The organism is Streptomyces sp. BK340 (assembly GCF_007827595.1).
Taxonomy (GTDB): domain Bacteria; phylum Actinomycetota; class Actinomycetes; order Streptomycetales; family Streptomycetaceae; genus Streptomyces.
This window is the reverse complement of the sequence record NZ_VISR01000016.1, coordinates 123210-137560: the sequence shown is the minus strand read 5'-3', so window position 1 is coordinate 137560 and position 14351 is coordinate 123210. Positions and strand designations below refer to the sequence as shown.

The 14351-nt window shown below is 69.1% G+C and carries 12 protein-coding genes and 1 riboswitch; of the genes, 4 read left to right on the top strand and 8 right to left on the bottom strand.

From position 1 onward, the window contains the following. Nucleotides 1–125: 125 nt before the first annotated feature. Both cyc1 and FB157_RS26360 read left to right on the top strand, forming a co-directional pair. Nucleotides 126–1208, top strand: a complete 1083-nt coding sequence (cyc1, locus tag FB157_RS26365) for an epi-isozizaene synthase (RefSeq protein ID WP_145883125.1) — start codon at nt 126–128, stop codon at nt 1206–1208. Then, nucleotides 1205–2575, top strand: coding sequence for a cytochrome P450 (locus FB157_RS26360; protein WP_145883124.1), 1371 nt, complete (start codon nt 1205–1207; stop codon nt 2573–2575). Before cyc1 ends, FB157_RS26360 begins: the two co-directional genes overlap by 4 nt. 132 nt (nt 2576–2707) lie before the next feature. Here the strand turns inward: FB157_RS26360 and FB157_RS26355 are convergent, their stop codons facing one another. From FB157_RS26355 to FB157_RS26325, 7 genes are all read right to left on the bottom strand, one after another. Then, nucleotides 2708–3715 (bottom strand): ribonucleotide-diphosphate reductase subunit beta, encoded by a 1008-nt coding sequence (locus tag FB157_RS26355; protein ID WP_145883123.1) that lies wholly within the window; start codon nt 3713–3715, stop codon nt 2708–2710. Between the two features lie 56 nt (nt 3716–3771). Continuing rightward, nucleotides 3772–6150 (bottom strand): ribonucleoside-diphosphate reductase subunit alpha, encoded by a 2379-nt coding sequence (locus FB157_RS26350; protein ID WP_145883122.1) that lies wholly within the window; start codon nt 6148–6150, stop codon nt 3772–3774. A 124-nt stretch (nt 6151–6274) separates the two neighbouring features. Beyond that, nucleotides 6275–6412: riboswitch (cobalamin riboswitch) on the bottom strand. Between the two features lie 141 nt (nt 6413–6553). Further along, complete coding sequence (mctP, locus tag FB157_RS26345) at nt 6554–8164, bottom strand: monocarboxylate uptake permease MctP (RefSeq protein ID WP_145883121.1); 1611 nt, start codon at nt 8162–8164, stop codon at nt 6554–6556. After that, nucleotides 8161–8427, bottom strand: coding sequence for a DUF3311 domain-containing protein (locus FB157_RS26340; RefSeq protein WP_145883120.1), 267 nt, complete (start codon nt 8425–8427; stop codon nt 8161–8163). The genes mctP and FB157_RS26340 overlap by 4 nt, the downstream gene beginning before the upstream one ends. A 136-nt stretch (nt 8428–8563) precedes the next feature. Then, nucleotides 8564–9328, bottom strand: coding sequence for a GntR family transcriptional regulator (locus tag FB157_RS26335; RefSeq protein WP_145883119.1), 765 nt, complete (start codon nt 9326–9328; stop codon nt 8564–8566). Nucleotides 9329–9531: 203 nt separating this feature from the next. Further along, nucleotides 9532–10317: a glucosamine-6-phosphate deaminase gene (gene nagB / locus FB157_RS26330; RefSeq protein WP_145883118.1), complete on the bottom strand. Its 786-nt coding sequence runs from the start codon at nt 10315–10317 to the stop codon at nt 9532–9534. Nucleotides 10318–10435: 118 nt separating this feature from the next. Beyond that, a complete protein-coding gene (locus FB157_RS26325) occupies nt 10436–11188 on the bottom strand; it encodes an SDR family oxidoreductase (RefSeq protein ID WP_145883117.1) in 753 nt (250 codons plus the stop codon). 96 nt (nt 11189–11284) lie between these two features. Between FB157_RS26325 and FB157_RS26320 the strand changes: the two genes are divergently transcribed. Then, nucleotides 11285–11914 (top strand): TetR/AcrR family transcriptional regulator, encoded by a 630-nt coding sequence (locus FB157_RS26320; protein ID WP_145883116.1) that lies wholly within the window; start codon nt 11285–11287, stop codon nt 11912–11914. A 339-nt stretch (nt 11915–12253) separates the two neighbouring features. Continuing rightward, nucleotides 12254–13729, top strand: coding sequence for a sensor histidine kinase (locus FB157_RS26315; RefSeq protein WP_145883115.1), 1476 nt, complete (start codon nt 12254–12256; stop codon nt 13727–13729). 200 nt (nt 13730–13929) lie between these two features. On the opposite strand, the gene FB157_RS26310 is transcribed toward FB157_RS26315, so the two are convergent. After that, entirely contained in the window at nt 13930–14187 is a 258-nt protein-coding gene (locus tag FB157_RS26310; protein WP_016639615.1) for a WhiB family transcriptional regulator, read from the bottom strand. Nucleotides 14188–14351: the final 164 nt, after the last annotated feature.

Sequence of the window (14351 nt, the reverse complement as noted above, 5' to 3'; positions counted from 1 at the left end):
GAAGCAAATCCGTTCCCATAATGGTCAGTTGTGGTGCTGAATGGGAAGGGCGGGGATACGCAACGGCGCACGCCCGGCACGGAACGGAGGGGTGTGCGCTCCTGGCGACTGAGAGGGGACTGTTCGTGCACGCTTTCTCACACGGCACCACATCGTCGACAGCGGTCGCAGTACCGCCGTCTCTCGCCCTCCCGGTGATCGAGGACTTGATTCCCCGACAACAGCACCCGTATTGGCCGAAGCTTCAGGAGAAGACCCGGCAGTGGCTCCTGGAAAAACGGCTGATGCCGGCGGACAAGGTGCGGGAATATGCCGACGGTCTTTGCTACACCGACCTGATGGCGGGGTACTACACCGGCGCCCCCGAAGAGGTCCTGCAGGCCATCGCGGACTACAGCGCCTGGTTCTTCGTCTGGGACGACCGGCAGGACCGTGACCGGGTGCACGGCCGGGTGGCCGACTGGCGCCGGCTGCGGCACCGGCTGCACGCGGCCCTCGACGCACCCCGGCACCATCTGCACCACCCGGACCCCCTGGTTGCGGGTTTCGCGGACAGTGTGCTGCGGCTGTACTCGTTCCTGCCGCGCACCTGGAACCTGCGGTTCGCCCGGCACTTCCACGACGTGATCGAGGCCTACGACCGCGAGTTCCGCAACCGGAGTGCCGGGTACGTCCCGAAGGTCGAGGAATACCTCGCCCTGCGGCGGCTCACCTTCGCCCACTGGATATGGACGGATCTGCTGGAACCGAGCGCCGGATGTGAACTCCCGGACTTCGTGCGAAAACATCCGGCATATCGCCGTGCGGCCCTGCTGAGCCAGGAATTCGCCGCCTGGTACAACGACCTCTGCTCACTGCCGAAGGAAATAGCGGGCGACGAGGTGCACAATCTCGGAATCAGTCTCGTCGCTCATGAGGGTCTGACGCTCGAAGAAGCGGTGGAGGAAGTGAGGCGGCGCGTCGAGAAATGCATATCGGAATTCCTCGAAGCCGAGCAGGACGCCCTGCGGTTCGCCGGTGAACTCGCCGACGGCACGGTCCGCGGAAAGGAATTGAGCGCCGCCGTGCACGCCTGCGTCGGCTATATGCGGAACTGGTTCAGCTCCGTCTACTGGTTCCACCACGAGTCCGGCCGGTACATGGTCGACAGCTGGGACGACCGGTCCACGCCCCCGTACGTCAACAACGAAGCGGCAGGTGACGAATGACCGTCGAGTCTGTGAAGCCCGTGGTCCCCGAAAGCACCGGACTGCGCGAACCGCCCCTCGCCGGCGGCGCCCTCCCGGTCCTCGGCCACGGCCTGAAACTGGTCCGCGACCCGCTCGCCTTCATGTCCGGGCTGCGCGAGCACGGCGACGTCGTGCGTCTGAAGCTCGGCCCCAAGACGGTGTACGCCGTCACCGCACCGGCGCTCACCGGCGCACTGGCGCTCAGCCCCGACTACAAGATCGACGGCCCGCTCTGGGAGTCCCTCGAAGGCCTGCTCGGCAAGGAGGGCGTGGCCACCGCAAACGGCCCCCGGCACCGCCGCCAGCGGCGCACCATCCAGCCCGCCTTCCGGCTCGACGCGATCCCCGCGTACGGCTCGATCATGGAGGAGGAGGCGCATGCGCTGACCGGGCGCTGGCGGGTGGGCGAGACCATCGACTGCACCTCGGAGTCGTTCCGGGTCGCCGTGCGCATCGCCGCCCGCTGTCTGCTGCGCGGCGACTACATGGACGAGCGCGCGGAGCGGCTGAGCATCGATCTCGCCACCGTCTTCCGCGGTATGTACCGCAGGATGGTCGTCCCGCTCGGACCGCTGTACCGGCTGCCGTTCCCCGCCAACCGTGAATTCAACCGGGCGCTGGCCGATTTGCATCTGCTGGTCGACGAGATCGTCGCCGAGCGGAGGGCATCTGGTCAAAAGCCGGACGATTTGCTGACGGCATTGCTGGAGGCGAAGGACGACAATGGCGACCCCATCGGGGAACAGGAGATCCACGACCAGGTGGTCGCGATACTCACCCCCGGCAGCGAAACAGTCGCCTCCACGATCATGTGGCTGCTCCAGGTGCTCGCGGAACATCCGGAACACGCCGAGAAGGTGCGCGCCGAGGTCGAATCCGTGACCGGCGGCCGCCCCGTTGCATTCGCGGACGTCCGCGAGCTCAGGCACACCAACAATGTCGTCGTCGAGGCCATGCGGCTGCGGCCCGCCGTATGGATATTGACGCGGCGCGCGGTGACCGACACCGCGCTCGGCGGCTATCGCATTCCGGCGGGGGCGGACATCGTGTACAGCCCGTACGCCATCCAGCGCGACGGCGGTTCCTACGACCACCACCTCGACTTCGACCCCGACCGCTGGCTGCCCGAGCGGGTGAAGGAGGTGCCCAAGTACGCGATGAGCCCGTTCAGCGTGGGCAACCGCAAGTGCCCCAGCGACCACTTCTCCATGTCCCAGCTGAGCCTGATCACCGCGGCGATCTCGGCGAAGTACCGCCTCGAGCAGGTCAGCGGGTCGAACGACGCCACCCGTGTGGGCATCACGCTCCGGCCCCACCGGCTGCTGCTGCAGCCCGTGCAGTGGTGAGCCACGAGTGGTGAGCGACGTGTGGTGAGCGACGAGTGGTGAACGACAGCCGCCGACGACCGGCGCGCGCTCAGGCGGCTTGCGAGCCCCGGAACGCGCGCCGGATCGATGGCCGACCGAGAGCGACCGGACTCAGAAGTCCTCGTCCAGGTCGACCGTGCCCTCGACGGCCACCTGGTACGCCGACGGGCGCCGCTCGAAGAAGTTGGTCAGCTCCTGGACGCCCTGCAGCTCCATGAAGGAGAAGGGGTTCTCGGAGCCGTACACCGGGGCGAAGCCGAGGCGGGCGAGGCGCTGGTCGGCGACGCACTCGAGGTACTGCCGCATCGAGTCGGTGTTCATGCCCGGCAGGCCGTCACCGCACAGGTCGCGCGCGAACTGCAGCTCGGCCTCGACGGCCTCCCGCAGCATGTCCGTGACCTGCTGCTGCAGCTCGTCGTCGAAGAGCTCCGGCTCCTCCTTGCGGACGGTGTCGACCACGTCGAAGGCGAAGGACATGTGCATCGTCTCGTCGCGGAACACCCAGTTGGTGCCGGTGGCGAGACCGTGCAGCAGACCCCGGCTGCGGAACCAGTAGACGTACGCGAAGGCGCCGTAGAAGAACAGGCCCTCGATGCACGCGGCGAAGCAGATGAGGTTGAGCAGGAAGCGCCGGCGGTCCGCCTTGGACTCCAGACGGTCCAGCTTCTCGACCTCGTTGATCCACTTGAAGCAGAAACCGGCCTTCTCGCGGATGGACGGGATGTTCTCCACGGCCGCGAAGGCGGCGGCGCGGTCGTCCGGGTCGGGCAGGTAGGTGTCGAGCAGCGTCAGATAGAACTGGACGTGCACGGCCTCCTCGAAGAGCTGGCGCGACAGGTACAGGCGCGCCTCCGGGGAGTTGATGTGCTTGTACAGCGTCAGCACCAGGTTGTTCGCGACGATCGAGTCGCCCGTCGCGAAGAAGGCCACCAGGCGGCCGATCAGGTGCTGCTCGGCCGGCGTCAGCCTGGCCAGGTCGGCGACGTCCGAGTGGAGGTCGACCTCCTCGACGGTCCAGGTGTTCTTGATGGCGTCCCGGTAGCGCTCGTAGAAGTCGGGGTAGCGCATCGGGCGCAGCGTCAGCTCGAAGCCCGGGTCGAGCAGGTTCTTGGCAGTCATCTCTGTCGGCGCGGAGCGCCGTCCTCCAGGGGTGGTGGTCGGGCGACGGGCGGGCATTACTGGCAGGCCTCGCAGGACTCGGGGTTCTCAAGGGAGCAGGCGACGGCGTCGGGGTCGGCGGCCTGCTGCACGGGGATGGGGGTCTGGGCCTGTGCCTGGGCGGCGCGGGCGATGCGGGTCGCCGGGCGGGAGCGCAGGTAGTACGTCGTCTTCAGGCCCTGCTTCCAGGCGTACGCGTACATCGAGGAGAGCTTGCCGATCGTCGGCGTCTCCAGGAACAGGTTCAGGGACTGCGACTGGTCCAGGAACGGGGTGCGGGCAGCGGCCATGTCGATCAGGCCGCGCTGCGGGATCTCCCACGCCGTGCGGTACAGCGCCCGCACGTCGGCCGGGATCCACGCGAAGTCCTGCACCGAGCCGCCCGAGTCGCGCAGCGCCTCACGGGTGCGCGCGTCCCAGACGCCCAGCTCCTTGAGGTCCTGCACCAGGTAGGAGTTGACCTGCAGGAACTCACCGGACAGCGTCTCGCGCTTGAACAGGTTGGAGACCTGCGGCTCGATGCACTCGTACACGCCCGCGATGGACGCGATGGTGGCGGTCGGGGCGATCGCCAGCAGCAGCGAGTTGCGCATGCCGACCTCGGCGATCCGCTCGCGCAGGGCCGCCCAGCGCTCGGGCCAGGTCAGTTCGGCGTCGTAGTGGTCGGGGTGCAGGACACCGCGGGCGGTGCGGGTCTTCTCCCAGGCCGGCAGAGCGCCGTTGCGCTCGGCCAGGTCGGCGGAGGCCTCGTACGCGGCGAGCATGATCCGCTCGGCGATCCGCGTCGACAGGGCCTTGGCCTCGGCGGAGTCGAAGGGCAGGCGCAGCTTGAAGAAGACGTCCTGCAGACCCATCGCGCCCAGGCCCACCGGACGCCACTTGGCGTTGGAGCGGCCCGCCTGCTCGGTCGGGTAGAAGTTGATGTCGACGACGCGGTCGAGGAAGGTGACGGCCGTGCGGACGGTCTCGTCGAGGCGCTCCCAGTCGATGTCCCCGTCCCGCACGAAGGCACCGAGGTTGACCGAGCCCAGGTTGCAGACCGCCGTCTCGCCGTCGTCGGTGACCTCCAGGATCTCCGTGCAGAGGTTCGAGGAGTGGACGACGTGGCCCGCCTCGGCCGTCTGGTTGGCGGTGCGGTTGGCGGCGTCCTTGAAGGTCATCCAGCCGTTGCCGGTCTGCGCGAGGGTGCGCATCATGCGGCCGTACAGGTCGCGGGCCGGGATGGTCTTCTTCGCGAGCCCGTTCGCCTCCGCCTTGCGGTACGCGGCGTCGAACTCCTCGCCCCACAGATCGACCAGCTCCGGCACGTCCGCCGGGGAGAACAGCGACCACTGCTCGTCGGCGTTCACCCGGCGCATGAACTCGTCCGGGATCCAGTGCGCGAGGTTGAGGTTGTGCGTACGGCGCGCGTCCTCACCGGTGTTGTCGCGCAGCTCCAGGAACTCCTCGATGTCGGAGTGCCAGGTCTCCAGGTACACCGCGGCCGCGCCCTTGCGCCGGCCGCCCTGGTTCACGGCGGCCACCGAGGCGTCCAGGGTCTTCAGGAACGGGACGATCCCGTTGGAGTGCCCGTTGGTGCCGCGGATCAGCGAACCGCGGCTGCGGATCCGGGAGTACGACAGACCGATGCCGCCGGCGTGCTTGGAGAGGCGGGCGACCTGGTGGTAGCGGTCGTAGATGGAGTCCAGCTCGTCCAGCGGTGAGTCGAGGAGGTAGCAGGACGACATCTGGGGGTGCCGCGTGCCGGAGTTGAAGAGCGTGGGGGAGGAGGGCAGGTAGTCGAGGCGGCTCATGAGCCCGTAGAGCGCGGCGACTTCGTCGGCGGAGCGGGTCGTGTCGTCCTCGGCGAGACCCGAGGCGACGCGCAGCATGAAGTGCTGGGGCGTCTCGATCACCTTGCGGGTGATGGGGTGGCGCAGCAGGTAGCGGCTGTGCAGGGTGCGCAGACCGAAGTAGCCGAAGCGGTCGTCGCCGGCCGCGTCGATCAGCGTGTCGAGACGCGCGGCGTGCAGTCGTACGAACTCCGCCGTGCGGTCGGCGACCAGGCCCTCGCGGTGGCCCACGGCGACGGACTCGGTGAAGGACGTCACGCCCTGCGAGGCGGCCTCGGCGCGGATCGAGATGGTCAGCAGCCGGGCGGCCAGCCGGGAGTAGGCGGGGTCCTCGGAGATGAGGCCGGCGGCCGCCTCCGTGGCCAGCTCGCGCAACTCCGCCTCGTCGGCCCGGGCGGAGCGGCCCCGCAGCGCGGCCGCGGCGACCCGGCCGGGGTCGGCGTCGGGGAGGTCGGCGGTCAGCTCGGTCAGGGTCCGCAGCAGCGCGGCACCGGGACCGTCGGTCTCCACCGGTGCTGCGGTCGCCTGGACGGCTGAAGCCGGGTCGGCTGGCGCGATGGTCACGTGGGGCTCTCCCTCGCTCGGCACGGGGCCTGGCGGAGGGCAGGGGGCAGCACGAGCGCGCACGGCGTCGCGTCCACCGGCCCACTCCACGAGGCCCGGACGTCTGAAGGCACCCGGACCGGACGGCCGGGCGCGCGCTGCCGACAGGTCCTCGGACTGAACGGGCGTGCGGATACACGCAAGTACACCGTTGCGGGACAGTTCCGGATTCGCACCGGATTCCCCTGCGGCGACAGCGAGGATGAGCATACATCTAGTGCCGGGTTGTGGTGTCACCCCCAGATGTTGTGTCTGTTGCGTGTTGCGGCGGCTTCAGAGGGTCAACAGCGGGCCGCCGTGGTGCTTGTTGCCGGCGGCCCGCTGCGGGTGGATCGTGTTTGCCCGCGCCCCTTCGGCGCGCGTCTCAGTGCCCGGCGCCCGCCGTGGCCGGGGGGAGTTCCACCTGAACTCCCGCGTCGCCCGCGTCCGCCGTGTAGTCCGCGGGGCTGGTCTCGTCGAGGCCCTCAGGGGCCTTGAGAGCCTTCAGGGCGAAGGTCAGGACCACCGTGACGGCGACGTTCAGGACGAAGGCCGTGAGGCCGATGTAGCCGATCTCACCGATGCCCGGGATCTCCTTGGCGGAGCCGCCGAAGTGCTTCTGGGTCGGCGAGGCCACCCCGTACGCGGCGGCCGTGCCGTAGACCATGCCGACCGCCCAGCCGGCGAGCAGCGCCCAGCGGTGGAACCAGCGCGTGAACAGGCCGCCGACCAGGGACGGGAAGGTCTGCAGAATCCAGATGCCGCCCAGCAGCTGGAAGTTGATGGCGACCGTCTTGTCCATGGTGAGGACGAAGACCAGGGCGCCGACCTTCACCAGCAGCGACACGAGCTTGGAGACCTGGGCCTCCTGCTTCGGCGTGGCGTCCGGCCGGATGAAGTCCTTGTAGATGTTGCGGGTGAAGAGGTTCGCCGCCGCGATGGACATGATGGCCGCCGGCACCAGGGCGCCGATGCCGATCGCCGCGAAGGCCACGCCCGTGAACCAGTCCGGGAACATGTCCTCGAACAGCTGCGGAATCGCCAACTGTCCGTTGGTGACGTTCACCCCGGCCGCGATCGCCATGAAGCCGAGCAGCGCGAGCAGGCCAAGCATCAGCGAGTACAGCGGCAGAATCGTGGTGTTGCGCCGGATCACCTCACGGCTCCTGGACGAGAGCGTCGCGGTGATCGAGTGCGGGTACATGAACAGCGCGAGCGCCGAACCGAGCGCCAGCGTGGCATACGTCCACTGGCCCGCGGGGGCGGGTACGAGCCCGCCCGCACCCGCCTTCGTGAACTTCTCGCCGGCCTTGGCGAAGATGTCCTCGAACCCGCCCAGCTTGATCGGGATGTAGATGATCGCCACCGCGATGACGATGTAGATCAGCGTGTCCTTGACGAACGCGATCAGCGCGGGGGCCCGCAGGCCCGACGAGTAGGTGTAGGCGGCCAGCACGCCGAAGGCGATGAGCAGCGGGAGGTCCTTCACGAACCAGTTGGTGTTCTCGCCGCCGCCGACGCCCATCACGTCCAGCACCGCCTGGATGCCGACGAGCTGGAGCGCGATGTACGGCATCGTCGCCAGGATGCCGGTGAGCGCCACGGCGAGCGACAGGCCCTTGGAGCCGAAGCGGCCGCGCACGAAGTCCGAGGTCGTCACATAGCCGTGCTTGTGCGAGACCGACCACAGGCGGGGCAGGAACGTGAAGATCAGCGGGTAGACCAGGATGGTGTACGGCACGGCGAAGAAGCCGGCCGCGCCCGCCGTGTAGATCGCCGCCGGCACGGCGACGAAGGTGTACGCCGTGTACAGGTCGCCGCCGAGCAGGAACCAGGTGACCCAGGTGCCGAACGACCGTCCGCCCAGGCCCCATTCGTCCAGGGAGTGCTCGTTGTCGGCCCTGCGCCAGCGGGCGGCCAGGAAGCCCATGACCGTGACGGCCAGGAAGAAGAAGATGAAGACGCCGAGCGCGACGCCGTTGACGCCGTTCTTCACTGCGCCGCCCCCTTGTCCTGAGTGGCCGTGCGGGCGCTCTGGTCACGCTGCCAGAGCTTGTACGCGAGCACTGTGAGCACGGTGGAGACCAGCACCCACAGCATCTGGTACCAGTAGAAGAAAGGGATCCCGATGAAAGCGGGGTCCGTCTTGGCGTACGAGCCCACCCACAGCATCGCCACGAAGGGCGCGACGAGACACAGGCCGATGATCACGCGGACCGGCGTCACGACCGGTGGTCTCACTTCAGGCGTTTCGGACATGCCACGGCTCCGTCCCCTGGTTGATCACCTGTGTAATGCGCAGGCAATCTAGGTGACGGTGTCGTGGCAGCGGAAGACCTCGTCCGTATAACGGCATGTCGATTTTGAGGTTGTGGCGTGAAGACGCCAACTTCCCTCAGTCCTGCGGGCGCTTGAGCCTCGCCACGAACTTGTACCGGTCGCCCCGGTAGACGGAGCGCACCCACTCCACCGGCTTGCCCTCGCGGTCCAGGGAGTGGCGGGAGAGCATCAGCATCGGCAGGCCCACGTCGGTGCCGAGCAGGCCCGCCTCGCGCGGGGTGGCCAGGGAGGTCTCGATGGTCTCCTCGGCCTCGGCGAGATGGACGTCGTAGACCTCGGCGAGGGCGGTGTACAGGGACGTGTACTTCACCAGCGAGCGCCTGAGGGCCGGGAAGCGCTTTGCCGAAAGATGGGTGGTCTCGATGGCCATCGGCTCGCCGTTGGCCATGCGCAACCGCTCGATGCGCAGCACCCGTCCGCCGGCCGTTATGTCGAGCAGCTCGGCGAGCCGGTCGTCGGCCGTGATGTAGCCGATGTCCAGCAGTTGCGAGGTGGGCTCCAGGCCCTGGGCCCGCATGTCCTCCGTGTACGAGGTGAGTTGCAGCGCCTGCGAGACCTTCGGTTTGGCGACGAAGGTGCCCTTGCCCTGGATGCGCTCGAGGCGGCCCTCGACGACGAGCTCCTGCAGGGCCTGGCGGACGGTGGTGCGGGAGGTGTCGAACTCGGCCGCCAGCGTGCGCTCGGGCGGGACCGGCGTGCCCGGCGCCTGCGTCTCCGTCATGTCGAGCAGATGCTTCTTCAAGCGGTAGTACTTGGGCACGCGCGCGGTACGGACCGTCGTCCCGGCCTCGTTCTCCGCACTGCCGACGTCGGTGCTCATGCTCTGCCTTCCCGGCTCCTGATGCCGAAAGCGACCGACATCCCATCGGCCACGGCTCACATCGTGGCACGGCTTCGTGTGTCAGGGCTCCGCCCGCACGCTCCGTGATCTCCTCTATATACCGTCGCACCCGCTGTTGGTCTAGTCCAACGGATGGTGCGTCGGTACCGGTGCGGGTACCGGTACCGACGCCGGTGCCCGGGCTAGATCCCCTGCCAGTCCGGCTTGTTCGCGTAGGTGTGCCGGAAGTAGTCGGCCAGCTTGAGCTTGGACGCGGCTGCCTCGTCCACGACCACCGTGGCGTGCGGGTGCAGCTGGAGCGCGGAGGCCGGGCAGACAGCCGCGACCGGGCCCTCGACGGTCGCGGCGACCGCGTCCGCCTTGCCCTCGCCGGTCGCGAGCAGCACCAGGTGCCGGGCCTCCAGGATGGTGCCGATGCCCTGGGTGATCACGTGGTGCGGCACCTGCTCGATGTCGCCGTCGAAGAAGCGCGCGTTGTCGACGCGGGTCTGCTCGGTCAGCGTCTTGATCCGGGTGCGCGAGGCGAGCGAGGAACAGGGCTCGTTGAACCCGATGTGCCCGTCCGTCCCGATCCCCAGCAGCTGCAGGTCCACGCCGCCGGCCTCGGTGAGCGCCCTGTCGTACGTCTCGCACGCCGCCTGGACGTCCTCGGCCGTGCCGTCCGGCCCCATGAACGCGTCCATCCCGATGCCGAGCGGCTCCAGCACCTCCCGGCGCAGCACCGAGCGATAGGACTCGGGGTGCTCGGCGGGCAGGCCCACGTACTCGTCGAGCTGGGCTATCCGGGCCCGCGCGGTGTCCACTGCACCGGAGCTCACCTTGGCGGTCAGGGCCTGGTAGATGGGCAGCGGGGTCGAGCCGGTGGCCACGCCGAGCAGGGCGTCGGGCTTGCGCCGCAGCAGCTGGGCCATGGCCTCGGCGATCAGCTCGCCGCCCGCCGCCGCGTCCGGAACGATGACAACTTCCACGCTGGGCCTGCCGTTCTGAAGAGGGCCTGGAGAACAGGGGAGAGGTCGGGGCAAGAGTCGCTATGTGGTTTAGACCAATCTAACAGAATCGGACCCCGGGGCCCAGGTGGGACGCCTGCTATGTCAGTGAACCCCCGGTCGCGTCCACCCAGCTCCCCGTCACCCATCGCCCGGCGTCGGACGCGAGGAACGCCACCACGTCCGCCACGTCGGCCGGCGTCCCCACCCGGCCGAGCGCCGATATGGCGGCGGCCCGTGCCCAGCCGTCCGGTGTCCCGTGCAGGAGCCCGGCCGTGTTGTCCGTGTCGATGATTCCCGGCGCCACCGAGTTCACCGTGATGCCGCGGGGGCCCAGCACCTTCGACAGGTCACGGGTGAAGACGTCCAGTGCGCCCTTGGTCATCGCGTACGCCGTCTTGTCCGGCATGGCGGCGGTCCGGGCGAGCCCCGACGAGACGTTGACGACCCGCCCGCCGTCCCGCAGCCGTGGCAGGCCGTGCCCGACGAGGAAGAACGGTGCCTTCACATTGACCGCGAAGACCCGCTCGTACTCCTCCTCGGTGATCTCGCCGACCGGGGGCGCCGTGCCGATCCCGGCGTTGTTCACCAGGATGTCCAGTCCGTCCGCCTGCCGGTCGAACTTCTCCCACAGTCGCTCCGCGTCTCCCGGCGTGCCCAGTTCCACCCCGATCGCGAACGCCGATCCGCCCGCCGCCTCGATCGCGGTCACCGTCTCCCCGGCGGCCGCCTCGTTGCTGCCGTAGTGCACCGCCACCCTCGCCCCGTCCCGCGCCAGCCGCTCGGCGATGCCCCGCCCGATGCCCCGGCTCGCCCCCGTGACCAGAGCCGTCCTCCCCGTGAGCACACCCATGTCCACCACCCCTCCGCATTTTTCTAGTGATCGCTACACAAAAACCGTACAACACTCCGCCGACATTTCTCTAGGGGGCGCTATAAAATGCACCCCATGGTGACCAGCGAGGACGCGAAAGCGCAGGCCAAGCCCACCAGGACGCGTGGCCGCCCGCGCTCCTTCGACCGCGCGACCGCGCTGGAGAAGGCGCTCATGGCCTTCTGGGAGCACGGCTACGAGGCCACATCCGTCTCCGACCTCACCCGGATCATGGGCATCGGCGCCCCGAGCCTCTACGCCGCCTTCGGTGACAAGCGCAGCCTGTTCGAGGAGGTCGTCCGGGTCTACGGCGACACCCACGGCGCCTTCGTCGACCGCGCCCTCGCCGAGGAGCCCACCGCCCGGGCCGCCGTCGAACGCACGCTGCGCGAGGCCGCCGCCGAGTACACCGACCCCGCGCACCCCTACGGCTGCCTGGTCGTCCACGCGGCCACCAACTGCACCAGCCCCGAGGTCGAGCAACTGCTGCGGGAACGGCGCAACGCGGGCATCGCCGCCCTCGAGTCCCGCATCCGGGCCGACGCGGCCGAGGGGCGACTGCCGGCCGGCACCGACCCGGCGACGCTCGCGCGGCACACCGGAGCCATGATCCAGGGCATGTCCCAGCAGGCCCGGGACGGCGCGAGCCGGGCGGAACTGGAGGCGCTCGCGGAAATTGCCATGGCCATCTGGCCCCGTGGCTGACCCGGGCGGGCTAGGCTGCGTGGCATCGCGTGCCGGCAGACTCCAACGCATACCCCCACACGCATGGACACGCCATCGTGGTCTAGTCCAGAATGCGTAGGGGAAAATCGTAGGGAAAACTGAACAGCTTCCGTCTTCCCCGCACAGGAGGACGGACGAGGAACCGGGGCTCTCTGCCCTGACTGCACCGGCTCCTCGACCTTCGGCCGACCGGGACCGCACACCCCACGGCCGATGATGCTCCGGGCTGCGGTGCCGGGAGGGTTGAGGGTCCCTCCCAGGCGCCGCGGCCCGCGGGTGTTTTTTCGGCCATCACCAGGCCCCGGGTACGCTCACATCGTGCCCTCCATGAACGAACTCGTACGCCAGCACACGGCCCTCGGTGACTCCGACCTCGAGTGGCTCCACCTGCTGGTCTCGGAGTGGCAGCTGCTCTCCGACCTCTCCTTCGCCGACCTGGTCCTGTGGGTCCCCACCCGCGACGGCACGCGGTACGTCTCGGTCGCCCAGATGCGCCCCAACACCGGCCCGACCTCCTACCAGGACGACATGGTCGGCCACCTGGTCCCGCGCGGCCGGCGGCCCATGCTGGACGCGGCGCTGGACGAGGGCCGGATCGTGCGCGAGGGGGACCCGGAATGGCGCGAAGAGGTCCCCGTCCGGGTCGAGTCGATCCCCGTACGGCGTGAGGGCCGTGTCCTCGGCGTCATCGCCCGCAACACCAACCTGCTCACCGTCCGCACCCCGAGCCGCCTCGAACTGACCTACCTCCAGAGCGCCTCGGACCTCGCGCAGATGATCGCGGCCGGCGCCTTCCCCTTCCCCGGCCAGCAGGTCGACATGGACGCCTCCCCGCGTGTCGGCGACGGCCTGATCCGGCTGGACGCCGACGGCATCGTCCAGTACGCCTCCCCGAACGCCCTCTCCGCCTACCACCACCTCGGCCTCGCCGCCGACCTGGTCGGCCAGCACCTGGGGCAGACCACGGCCGAACTCGCCCCGACCCGGGGTCCGGTGGACGAGGCGCTCGCCAAGGTGGCCAGCGGCTGGGCGCCGCGCGAGTTCGAGATCGAGGCGAACGACGGGGTGATCCAGTTCCGGGCCATCCCGCTCAAACCCAAGGGCACCCGTATCGGTTCCCTGGTGCTGCTGCGGGACGTCACCGAACTCCGCCGCCGCGAGCGCGAGTTGATCACGAAGGACGCGACCATCCGGGAGATCCACCACCGGGTGAAGAACAACCTGCAGACCGTCGCGGCGCTGCTGCGGCTGCAGGCCCGGCGCATCGGGTCCGAGCGCGGCCGGGAGGCCCTGGAGGAGGCCGTGCGACGGGTCGGCTCGATCGCGATCGTGCACGAGACGCTCTCCCAGAACCTGGACGAGCGGGTGGAGTTCGACGACATCGCCGACCGGGTCCTCGCCATGGTCGCCGAGATCTCGCCGGGCAAGGTGGCCGGCCGGCGCAGCGGACGCTTCGGGATCCTCGACGCCGAGGTCGCCACCCCGCTGTCGATGGTTCTCACCGAGATCCTGCAGAACGCGCTGGAGCACGGCTTCCGCGAGGGCGACACCGGCACGGTCGAGGTCTCCGCGGTCCGCGGGGGCACCACCAAGGAGGCCCGCCTCCTCGTCACCGTCCAGGACGACGGCGTCGGCCTGCCCGAGGGCTTCGATCCGCAGACGGCGGGCAACCTGGGTCTGCAGATCGTACGGACGCTGGTGGAGGGCGAGTTGGGCGGCACCTTCGACATGGTCCCGGCGCCGGAGCGGGGCACACAGGTCATCCTGGACATTCCGGTGCGCTCGCAGAAGTAGGAACTGCCCGGCAGGCCTGGCCTGTAGTGCCCCGAACAGCATTGAGCCCCGGGCCACCAAGTGGCCCGGGGCTTAAAGCTCGTTGCTGCTCCGCTTGTCGCTAAGCGCATCGGGGGTACTGCGCGCTGCGGCTCGGGGGCGGGAGATGCGTACTCGCTGTACGCGCCGCCAAGCTCAGGCTGTCAGCAGGGGTGGGACTGTCAGGCGGAGGCCTGACGGGCCCGGTTGCGGGCGGCGCGGCGCTTCATGGCGCGGCGCTCGTCCTCGCTGAGACCACCCCAGACGCCGGAGTCCTGGCCGGACTCGAGCGCCCACTGCAGGCACTGCTCCATGACGGGGCAGCGACGGCAGACGGCCTTGGCTTCCTCGATCTGCAGCAGCGCAGGACCGGTGTTGCCGATGGGGAAGAAGAGCTCGGGGTCTTCCTCGCGGCAAACGGCGTTGTGACGCCAGTCCATGGCTGCTACCTCTCCTTGGTATTACATGCAAGTTGCTTGTGAATGTGAACGCTTTCACGAATCCCTCAACAAGTGAAGGGCCGACCGCCGAGTGTTCCCCGGCGTGGTCCTTGGTTTGAAGAGGGGTTCTGGTGATCAGTGGAGGCCGGTGTTGCGGGCCGTCC